The sequence below is a fragment of the Coleofasciculus sp. genome (assembly GCF_046539235.1).
In the GTDB taxonomy this organism is placed as follows: domain Bacteria; phylum Cyanobacteriota; class Cyanobacteriia; order Cyanobacteriales; family Coleofasciculaceae; genus Coleofasciculus.
In genome coordinates, this window is record NZ_JBKHHI010000014.1 from 1 (window position 1) to 17,442 (window position 17,442).

General features: G+C 46.9%; 15 protein-coding genes and 1 pseudogene. 9 read left to right on the top strand and 7 right to left on the bottom strand.

The window, feature by feature from the left end; genetic code table 11:
- The 6 genes and pseudogenes from ACLFWI_RS02930 to ACLFWI_RS02955 form a co-directional block, all read right to left on the bottom strand.
- Positions 1-307: pseudogene (locus ACLFWI_RS02930) on the bottom strand (ABC transporter substrate-binding protein); the annotation flags it as partial.
- A gap of 649 nt (positions 308-956) precedes the next feature.
- Positions 957-1,958, bottom strand: coding sequence for an NAD(+) synthase (gene nadE / locus ACLFWI_RS02935; protein WP_446411663.1), 1,002 nt, complete (start codon positions 1,956-1,958; stop codon positions 957-959).
- Between the two features lie 238 nt (positions 1,959-2,196).
- Positions 2,197-4,176, bottom strand: coding sequence for an asparagine synthase (glutamine-hydrolyzing) (gene asnB, locus ACLFWI_RS02940; RefSeq protein ID WP_446411664.1), 1,980 nt, complete (start codon positions 4,174-4,176; stop codon positions 2,197-2,199).
- A 142-nt stretch (positions 4,177-4,318) separates the two neighbouring features.
- Positions 4,319-5,842 carry a class I adenylate-forming enzyme family protein gene (locus ACLFWI_RS02945; RefSeq protein WP_446411665.1) on the bottom strand — a complete coding sequence of 508 codons (1,524 nt, stop codon included), beginning with the start codon at positions 5,840-5,842 and terminating at the stop codon, positions 4,319-4,321.
- Positions 5,843-5,856: 14 nt separating this feature from the next.
- Positions 5,857-6,120 (bottom strand): phosphopantetheine-binding protein, encoded by a 264-nt coding sequence (locus ACLFWI_RS02950; protein ID WP_446376301.1) that lies wholly within the window; start codon positions 6,118-6,120, stop codon positions 5,857-5,859.
- A gap of 47 nt (positions 6,121-6,167) precedes the next feature.
- Positions 6,168-8,864: a condensation domain-containing protein gene (locus ACLFWI_RS02955; RefSeq protein WP_446411666.1), complete on the bottom strand. Its 2,697-nt coding sequence runs from the start codon at positions 8,862-8,864 to the stop codon at positions 6,168-6,170.
- Between the two features lie 386 nt (positions 8,865-9,250).
- On the opposite strand from ACLFWI_RS02955, the gene ACLFWI_RS02960 reads away from it, so the two are divergent.
- The 7 genes from ACLFWI_RS02960 to ACLFWI_RS02990 all read left to right on the top strand — a co-directional run bounded on the left by ACLFWI_RS02960 (position 9,251) and on the right by ACLFWI_RS02990 (position 14,968).
- On the top strand, positions 9,251-9,388 hold the full coding sequence (locus tag ACLFWI_RS02960; protein WP_446410024.1) for a hypothetical protein: 138 nt from the start codon (positions 9,251-9,253) through the stop codon (positions 9,386-9,388).
- 34 nt (positions 9,389-9,422) lie between these two features.
- On the top strand, positions 9,423-9,653 hold the full coding sequence (locus ACLFWI_RS02965; RefSeq protein ID WP_446411667.1) for a hypothetical protein: 231 nt from the start codon (positions 9,423-9,425) through the stop codon (positions 9,651-9,653).
- Positions 9,650-9,913, top strand: coding sequence for a ParE family toxin-like protein (locus ACLFWI_RS02970; protein WP_446410022.1), 264 nt, complete (start codon positions 9,650-9,652; stop codon positions 9,911-9,913). Before ACLFWI_RS02965 ends, ACLFWI_RS02970 begins: the two co-directional genes overlap by 4 nt.
- 40 nt (positions 9,914-9,953) lie before the next feature.
- Positions 9,954-10,391: a hypothetical protein gene (locus ACLFWI_RS02975; RefSeq protein WP_446411668.1), complete on the top strand. Its 438-nt coding sequence runs from the start codon at positions 9,954-9,956 to the stop codon at positions 10,389-10,391.
- Positions 10,392-10,555: 164 nt separating this feature from the next.
- Positions 10,556-11,815, top strand: a complete 1,260-nt coding sequence (locus ACLFWI_RS02980; protein ID WP_446411669.1) for an acyl-CoA dehydrogenase family protein — start codon at positions 10,556-10,558, stop codon at positions 11,813-11,815.
- Positions 11,816-12,128: 313 nt separating this feature from the next.
- Positions 12,129-13,649 carry an ATP-dependent DNA helicase gene (locus tag ACLFWI_RS02985; protein WP_446411670.1) on the top strand — a complete coding sequence of 507 codons (1,521 nt, stop codon included), beginning with the start codon at positions 12,129-12,131 and terminating at the stop codon, positions 13,647-13,649.
- 5 nt (positions 13,650-13,654) lie between these two features.
- Entirely contained in the window at positions 13,655-14,968 is a 1,314-nt protein-coding gene (locus tag ACLFWI_RS02990) for a homoserine dehydrogenase (RefSeq protein WP_446411671.1), read from the top strand.
- Positions 14,969-15,160: 192 nt separating this feature from the next.
- On the opposite strand, the gene ACLFWI_RS02995 is transcribed toward ACLFWI_RS02990, so the two are convergent.
- Positions 15,161-15,385, bottom strand: a complete 225-nt coding sequence (locus ACLFWI_RS02995; protein ID WP_446411672.1) for a hypothetical protein — start codon at positions 15,383-15,385, stop codon at positions 15,161-15,163.
- 32 nt (positions 15,386-15,417) lie between these two features.
- Here ACLFWI_RS02995 and ACLFWI_RS03000 point away from each other — a divergent pair, with 32 nt between their 5' ends.
- Both ACLFWI_RS03000 and stpA read left to right on the top strand, forming a co-directional pair.
- The gene (locus tag ACLFWI_RS03000) at positions 15,418-15,972 is read left to right on the top strand and encodes an NUDIX hydrolase (protein ID WP_446411673.1); all 555 of its coding nucleotides are present in this window, start codon (positions 15,418-15,420) and stop codon (positions 15,970-15,972) included.
- 46 nt (positions 15,973-16,018) lie between these two features.
- Positions 16,019-17,314: a glucosylglycerol 3-phosphatase gene (gene stpA, locus ACLFWI_RS03005; protein WP_446411674.1), complete on the top strand. Its 1,296-nt coding sequence runs from the start codon at positions 16,019-16,021 to the stop codon at positions 17,312-17,314.
- Positions 17,315-17,442 lie beyond the last annotated feature (128 nt).

Genomic DNA, 17,442 nt, shown 5'->3' on the forward strand with positions numbered 1-17,442 from the left:
GTGAGTCACCCAGCAAAAAGGCTGAACTATAGAGGTCTTCAACCGCGTCAGTTGCTCTAGGTCCTTCTCTGATTTCCAAATTGATATCTGGATTTTCTTGTTCAAATTCCTCGACAAAGGGTTGCCATAGGGTGGCTTCAAGGGCGCTCATCAAGACTTGAACCTTGACGGGTTGTTGGGTCAAGGCGGGGAGAATTAAAAACTGAATCGTGGCAATTGTGGCAATCAGTAAGATCAAAAAACGAGGAACTTTTTTGATTCTAAAAATGCCTCTTTTAAGTCTGCCCAATTGCTGACTAATGTTCATTGGATGCTCTGACAATTCAATAAGGTTCAATTCACTACTGTGTTATCACCATGACCAACTGTCTCTGACAGGATGGCTCTTGTCGCTGCTATTGGAGTCAACACAGCAGGATGTATAAGCTTTAGACTAATTGTAGCTAATGCTTATAAATTACTTTACCTCATCGCTCGGTTTGACGAAATATCAATCTAGGTTAGAGCTAGATGTAAAGAAATGAAACTTAAGTTTATTTAAGTTAACATTTCCCGCAGGACAATCGTTCCCCATAGAAACCCAGTCGCGGCAATCCACGGGAATAAATTAACCCCCTGTAGCGACCTAATCATAAATATACTGTAGGGGCGACCCGCCTGCATCAATGAACACCACCCATCCACTCAATTGTATCGGGTCGCCCTTTACTCAAACGGCGCCTGAATTCCCAACCTGCGATCGCATCTTACGAGAAAGCGATTCAACTTAAACCGGATTACCAATTAATGCGAGGGGGAGCGACAATGTACCGCATAGCAGAGCAAACTGCTGTATACTGTAGGGGCGACCCGCCTGCATCAATGAACGCCACCCATCCACTCAATTGTATCGGGTCGCCCTTTACTATCAACAGAGGCATTCCTCGACTCTGCCTAGAAACGAGGGTGTAACATTTTTAATCAACGTTTTCCATACTAATAACAGGCATTCTTAGATAGGAAGTTGTACGTTGTTTTCGGACAATATCGGCAACAACCCGCTCGACTTGCTCTACTGTCAAATCAAGTACCTGGGCGATTTCCTCGTTGTTAACCCCCTGTTCATACCCGAACCAAATGGTATCCAGAATATCAAAGGGTAGACGGAAGAAAAACTCTTCCTGTGAACTTCCACCTGGATAGGTATCTGAAGTCGGCGTGCGTTGTTGGATGTCTTCTGGCACACCTAGATAACGAGCAAGCTGGTAAACTTGTGTCTTGAACAAATGGGCAATCGGACTAACATCAATTCCGCCATCTCCGTACTTGACAAAAAAGCCTAATAAATGCTCATTCTTATTCGCTGTACCGATAACCGCATAATTATTTAATTCAGCGTGATAGTAGAGCATAGCCATGCGCGATCGCTGTTTAAAATTAGACGCGGCGACAATCTGATAATACTCCTGGGGTGGTAAGCGTTTGGTAAACTCCTCACCCTCTGGATTGGTTACAGTTAGGGAAAAGATATTCAGCGTTTCTTTTTCCAACAAGTTTCCCGGTAAAGCAATTTTAGCCTGCCAACCCGCTCCGAATTGTGGGAACAAACGTGCGATCGCGTCGTTACGGCGGCGGTAACAGCCAAACCCATCCAATACTCCGGAAATGTCTTCCGTAATAGTTTGAACGCCATAGTGATCAGCGACTAACTGTGCCAGTGTAGCACTCTCCGGGCTGGATTCACCCTCCGGTAACAGCAAGGCGACGACATGTTCGGAACCAAAGGCTTTAGCACATAAGCCCAGCACCACCGATGAGTCAATCCCCCCACTGATACCCAACACCGCCCCGCGACGGCGTAGGGTTTGATGGACACTTTGGCGTAACTGTTCGACAATGCGTTCCGTCTCGTTGGCTACATCTAAATTAAGGGAGTGCTTATTGAAGCCAATTGCATCCGTTTTGACTGGATCGTTCATGATAGAATCTCCTGAATAAGTCGGGTGGTGAGAGGGGTCATTTGTTTATGTCATACTCGCTATCGCGAGAAGCAAGCTACGTCATTTGTCACAGTTAAATCTCCTGTGGTTGATGAATTCCCATAGGTTCCGATTTGATATATTGACAAGTTCGGTGGTTTCATCTTATACTTACTTCATAATGGAAAAATGTGTCCGCCTATAGGGTCGAATTTTATACCCATTCAACTACAGTTTGTTAGTGAATTCCCTCTAATTTGCGATCAATAACCTTAACTCGATCCGAAGAGTTCAATATCGATAACCGAGAGTTGAAGTCTTTCACGAACTGTTGATCAACCAACTGGGTGGACAAAACGCCGGCGATCGCCATATCATCAACTTCACCCAAGGGTGATCCACTTTGGGCTTTGCGAACCAGTTGATTAACCGCTAAGGGATTAAATAAACCGCCAGCGCGTACAGCATCTTCCGACAACAACTCCCAGACGTAATCCGGTGTATCTTGGTGAAAGAAACTGCGGTGAATCGGGGCGCGGTAGGGACGTTTACGGCGTTGCCAAATATCGGGGGGTAGTAATTTGCGGCTTAATTGTCGCAGCAGCCATTTCTCCGTTAAGCCGCGCAGCTTCACATTGGATGGCAGGCGATCGCAAAATTCCACAACTCGATAATCTAGAAAGGGGAAACGCCCTTCCACTGAATTCGCCATCGCCATGCGATCGCCTTGAGAGGACAGCAAATAGGGTGACATGAAGGTGACAATTTCCAGGTATTGGGCTTGGGCTAAAGGAGACCAACTGGAAAAATTGCTCTGGAGGGGAACCAATTGTTCTGCCCATTCTAGTAGTCCAACCTCTGGTTTAGAAACTAGCAAACGCTGGAGACGAGCCGTATTTGACCAACGAATAATATGGGAATAGAACGGTGATTTGGTATCAGTGAGATTCTTTTTAAAGAACGCCTGGACAAAGGCTTCACTGGTACGACTCAAACGGGAAATTTCTGGGTATAGTCTTTTCAATAATAACGGTCGCCATTGGGAATCTGGCTGTTTTGCCCAGAATCGACGTATCGCCATTTCTTTGAAAATGTCATAGCCACCAAGGAATTCATCTGCCCCTTCCCCAGTAAGCACCACCTTTAAATTAGAATCCCGGACTAATCGAGATAGCATAAACATGGGTGCGGGTGCGGTGCGTAATGTGGGAGTTTCTGTGTGCCAGATTACCTCTGGAAACAGGCGACTAATATCGGTATGGGTACAATAAACAACCCGATGGTTAGTACCCAAAATATCTGCCATGCGCCGTTGGAACTCACTCTCATCAAACTCTGGATCTGAGAAGGCGATAGAGAAGGTTTCTAAGGAGTTCTGGGCGTATTGACGGATAATCGCGGTGGTTGTGGAAGAATCCAACCCCCCACTCAGGTAAGCGCCAACGGGTACATCAGCACGTAGTCGGATCAGGGTGGAGTCAATCAGCAGTTGCTCAAACTCATCCAGATAATCTTGGGGAGTACGCCGGGATGCTTCTGGGGTAAAGTCTAGTTCCCAGTATGGTTGAATAGTTAACTGTCCATCCTGAACCTGCAGATAATGACCCGGGGAGAGGCTATAAATGTCCTGGAAAATGGTGTGCGGTGTCAACACCGTCCAAAACGTGAACACCTGCGTCAGTGCGGCGGGATCAATTGTTGCACAAACCCTGGGATGCGCCAGAATGGTCTTGATTTCGGAACCAAAGATTAACTGACCCTGGCACAGAGTATAAAACAAGGGGCGAATCCCCAAGCGATCGCGTGCCAAAAATAAGCTACGCTGACGAGTATCCCAGATCGCGATCGCAAACTGACCATTCAGATAATTCAGGCAATCGACACCATATTCTTCATACATATGCAGGAGCACCTCTGTGTCACAATTAGTGGTAAAGCGGTGACCGAGAGCCTCTAATTGGGGGCGCAGTTCCACATAGTTAAAGATTTCACCGTTGAAGACAATCCACAATGTTTCATCTTCGTTACAAATCGGTTGTTGTCCACCGTTTAAATCAATAATGCTGAGACGGGCATTACCCAAATTAACCCATTCGTCCCGATAAATCCCAAATTCGTCGGGACCCCGATGACGAATCATGGCTAACATCTGCGGCAAAACCGTCTCCGGAATCGGCTGAGGTTCCTGCAAGTTGAGAACACCAACAATACCACACATAACTTACTCCTTTTGTTTGTAGTAAGCGCTTTAGCGCTGTTGCCACTTTGTGTAAGTTCTGTAAATAGTCCTCAAACCCTGACAAATGACAAATGACAAATGACAAATGACCAATGACCAATGACCAATGACTAATGACTAATCACTTCAAATCGGTCTTTTTAATTTTGCCAGAGGAGGTTTTAGGCAATTGAACACACAACTCGACTAACTTCGGCACCATGAAATCTTCCAAATGGGCGCGGCAATACCGTAAGATATCGGCTGGGGTAAGTTCATCGCCCTCCTGTACGATAAACGCCTTGACCACCTGCCCCAATACCGGGTCAGCCACGCCAATCACCGCCGCTTCCCGAACACCTGGAAGACCATACAGCACGTTCTCCACCTCTTTCGGTGCCACTTTCTCGCCCCGGCTTTTGATCATGTCATCTTGTCGCGAGACAAAATACATAAACCCCTCTTCATCCATGCGAAATAGGTCACCGGTGTAGCACAGCCGCTCCCCTGGCATCAATCCAGGGCGGAAACGGGCAGCACTTGCCTGGGGATTACCCCAATAACCGCGCATGACATGGCGTCCCCGCACCACCAACTCACCCACTTGAGAGCAACCCAGCCGCTGACCCTGTTCATCTTCAATCCACACTTCGGTGCCAGGAATGGCGATGCCGACGGAATCGGGACGTTTGTCCAGTTGATCTGGGGGCAAATAGAGGGTGCGCTTGGTTTCGGTTAAACCGTACATCGAGAACAGCGTCGCCCAGGGAAACTTAGCCCGAATTTGGAGAATGTGGGAGGGAGGCAAGGCAGCTGCGGTGTTGGTCAAATAACGTAAACTGGATAAATCGTAGGCACTCAGATCCATTTTCAGTAGCATGGCGTAGATTGTCGGGACGCCAGGGAAGCCAGTGACCCGTTCTTTTTCCATGCGTTTGAGAATGGCGGCTGGATAGGTGAATCCTTTTTCCAGCACCAGAGTGCCGCCGAATTTAAACACCATCAAAAGTTGGTACAGTCCGTAATCAAAGGACAAAGGCAACAAGCCGATGATAATATCACTCTCGACATTGCCCAGATATTCGATAATCGAACTGGCAGCAAAGACAACATTGCTGTGGTCTGACATGACGCCTTTGGGGTCGCCAGTGCTACCGGAGGTGTAAATTAGGCAAGCTAGGTCGAGATCAATATTGACTTTTGGAGGGCGATGTGCTATGTAATCGCCCTGGATGTCGGTATAGTTGAGGACATTGCCCGTACTCGTCTCGGCGGGTGGCGAAGTCAGGATGATGGTTTTGAGGGAGGGAACCTGTTGGGTGAGCTGTTGAGCTAAATCGGCTTGTCGTCCACTGGTGAGGAAAACTCTGGCTTGACAATTGTTTAAGATATAGGCGCACTTATCGGACTTCGTGCTGGGGTTGAGTGGCACAAAAACGCCACCCGCTTTGAGGACGGCAAAAATTGCGATCGCCAATTCTAGGCAGTTAGGTAGAAATAATACGACGCGATCGCCCCGTTGTAAACCCTGTGCCAAGAGCGCATTTGCCAAGCGGTTTGCCTGTGCCTCGACTTCGGGATATGTTAGGCGTTGCCCATCGCCAATCAACGCCACCTTATCCGGTAATCGGTCAGCGCTAGACTCGATAAATTCCTGTACCAACATGACAATTTCTGCCTTTAAGAACTAACAAACAGGGACTGTTTTTGTCGGGCAAATGCCGCTAGATTGCTAACGGAATCAAAGTTTTCCGGGACAATCTCGACATCTTCCACCTGAATGCCCAATTTTTCTTCTAAAAACAGCACCAATTCCATCACGTTCATCGAGTCAATGATGCCGTTTTCCAGTAAGGAAGCGTCATCGGGATAAGCATAGCCTTGGCTACTGAACAGAATAGTTTCGGCAATGTGCTGGCGTAGCATTTCTTCAATGGGTTGCATAATTAAACCTCACTTTTTTGGTCTAGTCAATAAAAAAATGTGCAGAATTAAAGGGAGTCTGTTTGACCAACCATCCTTTCCACTTCCGCCTGTGCCTCATCCAAACAAACCCGCAATTTTTCTGCCAGAACCTGTACATTAGGCTCTGACTTCAAGCTGCCATGATTGCCAGGAACACCGTGCAGCTTCAATCCTCCTCCAGCCACTGTGCCCCAGCCTGAACGATTATGGTAAGTTTTTAGAGGATGTCCGTCGCCCATAGCCCAGAATACAGTGACCTGACCGGGATAGATTTGCAGTCGATACGCTTTTCTGGCTTTTGTCTTCTCCTCTAATAAATGAAATCCTCGGAGAGCGTAAGGCAATTCCTGTCCAATACCCAAGTAAAAATTACAGGCAATTTTCTGGACGTTCTTCTCTATCTGGCTCCTGAACTTGGTCAGCTTTTTCTGGTGCTTCCTGACTTTCCACCCCAATTGCTCTTTGACGTGGGCATGAATGTAGGTTATCTTCTCGCTAAATCCGAGTTGTAAAATTTGCTCCAGATGTATAGAGACACGGGAACGGAATGGTACAGGCGACGGTACAGGTAATGGTAAAGGCGATGGTGAACTATTAATAGGCAACCCATTATAGGCAGTATCAAATAGGGCGAGCAGAGCTACCGTCTTACCTTGTGCCTGTAGCTGTTGAGCGATTTCAAAGGCAACTATACCACCAAAGGAGTGACCTCCTAAAAAATAAGGACCATCAGGCTGGACAGTACATATTTCTTCGATGTAATGAGTGGCTAAGTCTTCAATCCGCAATTTGGGAGCCTGTTTTCCATCCATTTTTTCTTCCAAACCATAAAAAGGTTGGTCAGCTCCAAGACAACGCGCCAGAGTGGTAAGACCAAGGGCGGTGCAGCCAGCCGCAGCGACACAAAAGAATGGTGGCTTAGAACCCTCTGGTTGAACCGCTACCAATGAAGACCAAGGTGCTGACCATCCTGACTGGCGCAGAAGGTTGGCGAGTTGCTCGACGGTTGGTGCTTGGAAAAGGGTAGCTACGGGTAGATTTCTGTTCCATTTCTTCTCGATTTGCCCGAACAGTTGTACCGCTAGCAGGGAGTGTCCCCCGAGTTCAAAGAAGTTATCCCTCACGCCGATGGGTTGAATGCCTAGAACTTTTTCCCAAATTTGGGTGAGTTGGTGTTCGAGCTTATCTCGCGGAGCGATATAGGTTTTCTGTTGCTGTCGGGTTAAGGGAGCTGCACTCTGATTGGGATCAGACAGTTGACGGAGTTTTCCATCAGCAAAACGTGGCAAGTCTTCTAGGCACAGTTCGGGATTGATAACTAAGCGTTCTAGTAAGGTCTGGAAATGCGCCAACATCTGAGTTATGCTCGTCGCCTTGAATAGGTCTGTTTTGTACTGCCATCCTCCTGTTAATTTTCCTAATTTTTCTTGCAGGGAAAGAGACAAATCAAAGTTGGCGATTTCCCGGTCTACATACAAGGAGTTCACGGTTAACCCATCGAGAGCTAATGACGGATTGGGTGTATTTTGCAAGATAAACATACCTCGCGTCAGCGGTGTGTGAACTAAATTGGGGAGTTCTGCCACCTTTTGTAAGGGTATATCTTGGTGGGCAAATGCTTGTGAGGAAACGTGACTGATTTGATGCAACAGTTCTCGAAAACTGGGGTTTCCTGATAAGTCAGTACGGAGCGCTACTATATTATTGAAGTAGCCAATTAACCCTTTTGATTCCACTTGATGACGACCGACAACAGGGGAACAGACAATCATGTCTTCTTGCTCTGTATATAAGTAGAGCAAGGTTTTAAAGGCGGTTAACAGGGTGACGAACAGAGAAACACCTTCCTGATAACTCAATTTCTTGAGCGTCTGGGTTAAGCTTTGTGATAACTCAAAGGGTTGATAAGCACCTTGGTAACTTGGCACAGGTGGAGGTGGGTAATCTGTGGGTAATTCCAGAGCCGAAATGCCACTTAGGTGATTCTGCCAGTAGTCAAGTTGAGAGGAGAATACCTCGCCTTGTAGCCATTGCCGTTGGGTTTGGGCATAGTCGGCATACTGAATTGGCAGTTCCGAAAGTGGCGATGGTTTTCCCTGGGAAAAGGCATCGTAAAGTACGCCGACTTCCCTTAGGAATACTCGGTCAGACCAACCATCGAAGATGATATGGTGTATGGTTCGTACCAGTATGTGTTCTTGTTTAGTTAGACGCAACAGTTTTAGACACCACAATGGGCTTTTTGTCAAGTCAAACGGTTGCTTGGCATCTTGGGCAGCGAGTTTTTGGGCTTGAGTTTTTCTTTGCTCTAGAGGCAGTTCTTGCAAGTCTATAATTGGCAGAGTCCAATCAATGTCTGGACAGATCACTTGGATGGGTTGTCCATTTACGGTTGGAAATGTGGTTCGCAGGATTTCATGGCGTCGAATAATTTCCCTCAGACTCATCTCTAGTGCTGCTACATTGAGTTCACCTTGAAGATGCAAGCAATGCAAGATATTATGTACAGAAGTATCGGGCTGTAACTGTTCCAGATGCCAGAGTCGTTCTTGGTTGAAGGAAAGGGGTAAGTTTTGGTTGCGTGAAACAGGCTGAATGGCAGGAGCCTGATGTTTTAACTTGACGTTGGTTCTCAGGGAAAGCCAAAAATCAGATGGCGTTTTTTCGGCTTGGGGCGGGCTGGAAGAGTTAAGATGGGATTTTTCGGCAACGGCGTATTTCATTGTTTCACCCTGATTAAACTCTGATAAAAGTCTTTGTTTTATACCTTACTCTGGGTGAATCAAAAAGGTTAGTGCCTTTACAATATCTTGTTGAAAATAAAATTATAATCTCATCAGAAAAAATTATGTCTATGGGGCATTGTTTAACCTAAGATTAACAACAATTAACACCAATTGTCCATAACACGTAGAAATGAACAAAACTGTATAGAAATACTAAAAACAATGAATCAATGTGTACAATTAATACTTAAACCTACTGAAAGGATGCCCAAATAAACACAAAAGCATAAAAAAATATAATCGGATTTGCCAAAATCAGTCTCAGGTTGTTCTTCATTAACCCTTCATAAACAGTTCAGCCTTAACGGATTGGCTACGACCAAGTGCAGCAGTGGGAGGAGGCGGTTCAGACGTTTGAGGAATTGTTCTCTGTTGCCCAGTCTACGGATAATCTGAGAGGTCAAAGCATCGCGTTGTATGGTTGGGGTCAAGTTCAACCCGGTTGGTTGATGATAAAATGAACGAAATCACCACCCTAACTCAGGAGTTTAACCCATGTCATCCCCAGCGATTCAAGACTTAGTGACTTTGGTTGAATCTTTACCCGATACGGTTCAAAGCCAAGTGATTGAACATTTACGGGAATATATCGCCGATTTGCAAGATGAACAACAGTGGGATACGGCGTTTAATCGGACTCAATCTGCGTTAGTCGCCGCCGCACGTCAAGCCAAACAACAACGCGCCGCCGGACAAGCTACTCCCATGGATTATAATCAGTTATGAATTCTGAGGTGTTACCCTCCTTTTGGGATGAATACCGCAAACTGAGGAGAGAAATCCGACAAAAAGCCCGCCAAGCCTATCAACTCTGGGCAGAAAATCCGTTTCATCCCTCTCTCCATTTCAAGTGTATTAACAGTCAAGAGGATATTTGGTCTGTCCGAGTCACGCGAGGATATCGGGCTTTGGGCTTTAAAGATGCAGATACTATAACTTGGTTTTGGATTGGTAGCCATGATGATTATGAGCGTTTCTTTGGCTAAGATTTCTGAAACCACAACCCCAGCATCTTGAGGATAAATGATGACCGAAGACGACATTCAACTCCAAATTGATACCGCCAACCCTGACCCCCAAGATACAACCTATCTGCAAAATTTAAAACCTCAGTTAAAACAACTCTCCGCCGATTCTCTGATTTACGATCGCCTGCTGCGGAAAATGAAAGATTTATTTACGACAATTAACATCAATATTAACAATTATAATGAAACAATTGAGCGGATTTGTGCTAGACTAGGACTCGATAAGGAAGAACTATCATTCTGGCGGTATTTCGGAGAAGAAACCGCGCCGCAATTCCGGGGACAAATTGAAGCAAATTTAAGTAGTCGCGATCGCCCTTGGCTTCCTCCCCATCCCTTTGTGATTGCCTTTTTTGCCAGTGTGATCTGTTCTGCGGGGGCTTGGTGGATCACCAAACAACTGATTCAAAACGGGCGATCGCAGCGTAACAGTTGACACCAACAAAGTTATTTCAAATCAGTCTTTTTGATTTTGCCGGAGGAGGTTTTGGGCAATTGAACACAAAACTCTACTAACTTTGGTATCATGAAATCTTCCAAATGGGCGCGGCAATGAGTCGGATATCCTGAGAAAGGAATTGTTGAACTGTTTGTTACCTAATGTCACCAACTACAGCGAACCAAGGTGTTCCTGACGCACGAAGCGAAGCTATCCCGAAGGGAATCGCGAATCCGTCTAACCTTTTAGAGGTAGCGGAGACTTACTTGCGCGAAATTGTCGCCCCTCGTGCTTCACAGATCGATCAGGATACGGAAGCATTACGCACCGCACTCAAAGGATTAGGCGATCGCAATTTGCTAGCGCTGAAGGTTCCCCAAGCCTGGGGAGGTGCTGAGGTTAATCCTGTCACCTTCTTTCACTTCCAGGAACAAGTCTGTCGTTATTCTGGTGCATTGGCATTTCTGCAAACTCAGCATCAGAGTGCAGGTGGGTTTTTGGCAAAAAGTGATAATCACGCCTTAAAGCAGCAGTATCTTCCCCGCATGAGGAGGGGTGAGGCGTTAGTCGGGGTAGGTTTCTCCCAACTGCGCCGCACCGGGAATCCCCTAGTAAAGGCGACTCCTGTGGATGGGGGCTATCAGATTAGCGGGAATGTCCCTTGGGTTACGGGGTTTGGCTTATTTGAGGATTTTGTGATTGGGGCAACATTACCCGATGGTCAAGAACTCTATGGTATTGTACCCTTTACCTCGACCGACCAAGGAGTTGGACGTGCGATCGCGTTTAGTGAACCGATGGTGTTAGCGGCGATGAATTCAACCAATACGGTGTCTGCTAGTCTAACGGATTGGTTTTTACCTCACGAGTCTGTTTTATTCGTCAGAAAAGCCGGGGCGATTCATGAAACAGATCGAAAAAATGTATTAAATCATGGATTTTTTGCCTTAGGCTGTGCTCAAGCCGGATTAGATATTGTGGCTGCCGTTTATCAACGCAAGCAATTAGGATTTATTCAAAACGCTTTTAATGCTCTCACCGCCGAAGTCTGCGACTGTGAAGCCGCAATGATCGCCGCATTATCAGCAAATTCTGCTGACACCGAGGATGGGGGAGATAGAGAAGATAGGGGAGATGGGGGCGGGTTTAGAAACATCCGGGTGACAACAAATGATAATAGTGAAACCCGCCCCTACATGGGGAAAAAACGTCCCCAATCCCTACAGCTAAGGGCGTGGGCAATTAACCTAGCAGGGCGGTGTACCAATGCGGCGGTAACAGTTTCCAGTGGCGCGGCAAATATCCAATCCCACGCCGCCCAACGTGTCTATCGCGAAGCGGTGGTATTTACTGTTTCTGGACAAACCACGGCGGTAATGGAAGCAACCTTGGCGCGTCTGGGAGCAGGGGAAGCGATGTAGAGACGTGCCATGGCGCGTCTGGGAGCAGGGGGAGTCATGTTCCAGACGTGATCACAGAAGCGTCTGTATGTAGGGGCGGGTTTAGGGATTAACTTTACATCGACACCGATAACTTTTCTACAAAACCCGCCCTTAATCGTTTGCATCTTACTCCAATGGTAATGGTTGGGTTAACGCACTGGTAAACCTAATCCTCGATTCTTATGTCAAACTAGATAAGTTCCAAAATCCAGTCCAAGGGACTCATCCTCAGGTTGAGGCAAGATCAGAATAGCTGTCTATAGTTCTGGGAACGTTCAGACACGAGATTAACGTGATTGAAGTCGAAGTCCATTCCTCTCTACGTGCCTTTCTGCGAGAGCAAGGTCAACCCAACTGGCCCCACCATTTAACCATGGCGCGGCTGGTAGCGCGGGCTTTGCGCTTGGGGCGTTCGGCATTAATTCAAACGGGAAGCCCCCAAGAACCCTATCGTCTGAGTTACTTGGCACCTGCTTTAATTTGGCAGGAACCCGTGATTATTGTTGCGCCTGTGTTAGTCCAAACGTGGCTGCTACAGGTCGAAATTCCCAGCTTGCAAGAATGGATGGGTACAAATAAGCCGATTCACGTTGGTGACAGGTTCCCAGATGAGGATTTTCAAGGACTGCTGATTACCACTCCTGAAGCATGGTTGGCAGACCGTTTAGGGGAGAAAAGGGCGTTTCCTCAAGGTATTCCCACCCTCATTGACCAAGCAGACGATTTAGAGGACTGGGTGCGCGATCAACTCAAGAGTACGATTCAGCCTCAACATTGGCATGGCCTGATGTTAGCCCATCCGCAAAAGGCAGATTGGATTCGGGATAGGTGGGTGCGGCTAACCAAACGCTTATTTGAGCGTCCAGCCAATCCTTATGATTGCTATCTGATCGAATCGGGCGAACAAGCTGTCATCCAGGAGTTGTTTGAGGTCTTACAATCGGCAAATGGTGGGGAGTCTGCCTATCTACCACCCGCCTGGAAACAGTTTTGGCAATGCTGGCAATCATCCAATCAGTTTACTTGGGCAGGGATTGAGCGATCGCAGGGTCAGTTTTCCCTGTATTGTGAACCCACAGAAGTAGCAACATCCCTCAGCCCCATCTGGTCAGAACAACCGATAGTCTTAATTGGCGGGGCGCTAGATTTAGATACAGCAGCGTCAGTTTACCGTCAACAACTGGGTTTAGGAGAGTTAACCTGCTTAAAATTCTCGCCTGACCGCCACAGTAAACTGATTCAGCTTTATTTACCCGATAGGCTACCGATGCCGAATACGCCCCGCTTCCGCAATGCCTTGTTTCAACAAGTGCGAACGCTTTTAGGGGCAAGTCATCAGGTGAAAACACCTGTCGTCATCTTAGTCGGGGATGTCCCTCTGAAAAATCAGTTAGGGGCAGTTTTAGCCGCGGAATTTGGGTCGCGAGTCCAGGTGGAAAAGACCCAGCTAGAGGAAAATGGTATTCTAGTTTGTGGTTGGGAATTCTGGCGCTCTCAGCAACAGTTTTTACCCTCTCCCCAACTGTTAATTATTGCCACGTTACCCCTACCCTCCCTAGAATACCCTTGGGTTGCAGGTCAAGTGGCGTACTACAAACAGCGACGGTTAGACTGGTTTCGCTTATATCTATTACCTGCGGCGTTGCGAGAATTACAACGGGCAGTTGCGCCAGTGCGAGACTCTCAAGGGATTGTTGCCTTATTAGACAATCGGGTTAACCATCGCAGTTACGGCACTCAAGTGTTGTCGGCGTTGAGTCCCTTTGCCCAAATTAATTATGTAGATGACGGTTGGTTTGAAATTTTAGGATAATAGCTGTGGCTTTTAAAATCGGTTTATTGGGACTGGGAACAGTTGGTACGGGAACAGCAAAAATTTTACAAGACCCCACGGGTCGAAATCCCCTGCTGCAAACGATTGACATTCATAGAGTCGGCGTGCGATCGCTAGATAAACCCCGATCAGTGAAAGTGCCGCCTGAGGTGATGACGACAGACTTGGAGTCGATTGTCACTGACCCAGAGATTGATATTATCGTGGAATTACTGGGGGGATTAGAACCCGCGCGATCGCTAATCCTCAAAGCCATTTCCCATGGGAAGCATATTGTCACGGCTAATAAAGCCGTTATCGCCCGCTATGGGGCAGAAATCTTTACCGCCGCCGAAGAAAAAGGCGTCTATGTTCTCTTAGAAGCGGCGGTGGGTGGCGGTATTCCGGTGATTCAACCCCTAAAACAGTCCTTAGGCGTCAATCAAATTCACAGCATTACCGGGATTGTTAACGGCACCACCAATTATATTCTCACCCGCATGGAAAGCGAGGGCGGAGAATTTGCCGATATTCTGGCAGATGCCCAAAAATTAGGCTATGCCGAAGCTGATCCCACCGCTGATGTTGAAGGGTTAGACGCCGCTGATAAAATTGCCATCCTCGCCTCCTTAGCCTTTGCCGGACGGATTAAGTTAGAAGATGTTCACTGTGAAGGAATTCGCCAAGTCAGCGCCGCCGATATCGCCTACGCCCAGAACTTAGGCTTTGTGATTAAACTCCTGGCGGTAGCCAAGCGAGAGGCGAGGGTTGCCACCAGTGAACCCGAATCCGAAATGCTACAGATTAGAGTACACCCAACTCTGGTTCCCCAAGCCCATCCCCTGGCTAGTATTCATGGCGTGTACAACGCGATTCTGGTGGAAGGGGAACCCTTGGGACAAGTGATGTTCTTTGGTCCCGGTGCTGGTTCAGGTCCAACGGCGAGTGCGGTGGTATCGGATATTCTGAATATTGCGGCGGTGTTGAAAACGGCGGGAGAAACTCACCACCTGCATCCCTTGTTAAGTTGTGTGCATCAACACTATTGCAGCATCGCCCCGATTTCAGAATTAGTCACTCGATTTTATGCCCGAATTATGACTAAAGATAGACCGAGTGTGATTGGTCATCTGGGTATTAGTTTTGGTAATCATGGGGTCAGTTTAGAGTCAGTCGTACAAATTGGCTTCCAGAACGAGTTAGCCGAAATTGTGGTTGTCACCCATGATGTCCGGGAAGGAAACTTCCGCAAAGCCTTAGCCGAAATTCAGGCGTTAGAAGCGGTTGATAGTATTCCCAGTGTTTTGAGAGTGCTGTAGTGCAGCAGCCGTAAAACCCAATGTAGGGGCGGGTTTAGGGACAAAATTAATGGAACCACCAATCACCTTTCCACAAAACCCGCCCTGCCCCAATCTTTCACCTAACCAATTCCCAATGTAGGGGCGGGTTTAGGGACAAAATTAATGGAGCCACCAATCACCTTTCGACAAAACCCGCCCTGCCCTAATCTTTCACCTAACCAATTCCCTAAATTCCAAATTTCGACATTTTTTTGGTGCGATCGCGGTTGAGAATAAGATGGGTTCGGTTGTCCAGTTTGGGATTAATGGATTGCCTTTCGGTGAGGAGGGCGGGTTTTGTTGTTCCGTTATCGGTGAATATCTGAATTTAGTCCCTAAACCCGCCCCGACATCTAATTTTTCTGCCCCAAATGCCTTTGCCAATAAATTACGCAAATTTATTTTTTTTGTCCAAAGTCTAATGTTTTATGAATAAACCTCGCCCCTGGCAAACCCTAGACCGCTTCGTAGAAATCTGTTCCCCATGGCTTACTCTAATCGGTGAACGCCTACAAGATGACCAAGGGCGAATTCTTGACTATTGGCGAGTCGAAAAAGCCGATTCAGTTGTCATTGTCACAATTCAGGCGGGGAAATTTCTACTTCCTATACCAACCTATCGCCCTGGTGTCAGAGAAACGACCCTGGATTTTCCCGGTGGACGAGTCAATCCTGAACAATCTCCAATCGCCGCCATTCCCGGAATCTTAAGCCGGGAATTAGGAGTCTCTGAAGACGCGATCGCGAACCTAACTCCTCTCAATTCTACAGGCTGGGCAATCAATAGCTCCTTCTCCAACCAATATCTCTACGGTTTCGTTGCTGAAATTGACCCCACAGTCGCCGTAAACCCCAACCGAGTTGGGACAACCTACCCCACCACATCCCCTGGAATTCACTCCCTCCTGCAAGATTTAACCTGTCTCCAGTGTCGCGCTGTGCTGCTAGAGTGGCAGAGTCAGAGAATAATCGCTGAAGGATGAACCATGAACGATAAAATATGAACTGTTTGTCATCAGCGATTTACCAATGAGTGTTTCTCCTCAACTTCTCCCCCATGAGTATACTCTATCATTAAAGACGGAAGTCCTTGCCGATGTTTTAATCAATGTAGAAAATATCCTAATTATCCAAGATTTAGATGGCGTCTGCATGGGACTGGTTAAAGACCCATTAACACGAGTAATTGACCGAAACTATGTTAAAGCGACGCAGGCGTTTGATGGTCATTTTTATGTCCTGACTAACGGAGAACATATTGGAGAAAGAGGAGTAAACGGTATTATTGAACGCGCCTTTGGCAATCCGGCTGAGGTAAAGGCAAAGGGGCTATATCTCCCTGGTCTAGCGGGTGGCGGTGTGCAATGGCAAGACCGCCAAGGGAATGTCTCTCACCCTGGTGTTAGTGAAGCCGAATTAGAGTTTTTAGCCGAAGTTCCGCAGACGATTAAACTCCGGTTACGCCGCTTTTTTGAACAAAGGAGTACAGCCGCAGAAATTGAAAAATTGGAGGAATGTATTCAGGCTTCGGTTCTGGAAAATAAGGCTTCCCCTAGTGCAAATCTGAATACCTTTTATGAACAACTGCGCCAATCCCCTCAAGTTTATATGGACTTGCAAAAAGATATGCAAAATCTGATGCAAGAACTGTTACAAGAGGCACAGATTAAAGGGTTAGGCGATTCGTTTTTTGTTCATTATGCTCCTAATTTAGGCAGAGATTTAAACGGACAAGAACTCTTACGCCCAGCACAAGCGCAGGATTCGGGAACCACTGATTTTCAGTTTATGCTGCAAGGGGCGATTAAAGAGGCGGGTGTGTTAGCGATTTTAAATCGTTATTATTTTCAACGGACGGGTTCCTATCCATTAGGAGAAGACTTTAATGTGCGACAAGCGCCAAAAACGCTAGAGGAATTACTGGAGTTGGTTAAAGGGAATTTCGACCCGAAAGATATGCCGTTGATGATTGGCGTCGGAGATACGGTGAATAGCTCTGTGCAAGACATACAGGGGCGAGTAACAGTTCGCCGAGGCGGGAGCGATCGCAACTTTTTACAACTGATTCAAAATATCGGTCAGGAGTTAAATACAGGCAATATTATCGTTTATATCGATAGTAGCCAAGGTGAAGTCAAAAATCGCAAACCTGTGAAAATTGGTCAACATGAAACCTCTGGCGATGAAATTGTTGTACTCGAAGGTCCCGGTGATGTTCGTGATGTCGATGAGCCTTTAAGCTTAAACTTTGTCTTTCACAAAGGTCATCAACAGTACAGTCAATTTTTTCAAAAGGCGGCGCGAGAAAGAAAAGCGAGTGAGTAAGGGCACGGCAATGCCCATTGGTGTCAACTTAAGGTGAAAGCACGACTGGCGAGCATTTCACCCTCATCCCCTAACCCCTTCTCCCTTGAAGGGAGAAGGGGAAACATCCAATCAAGCATGATAGACGT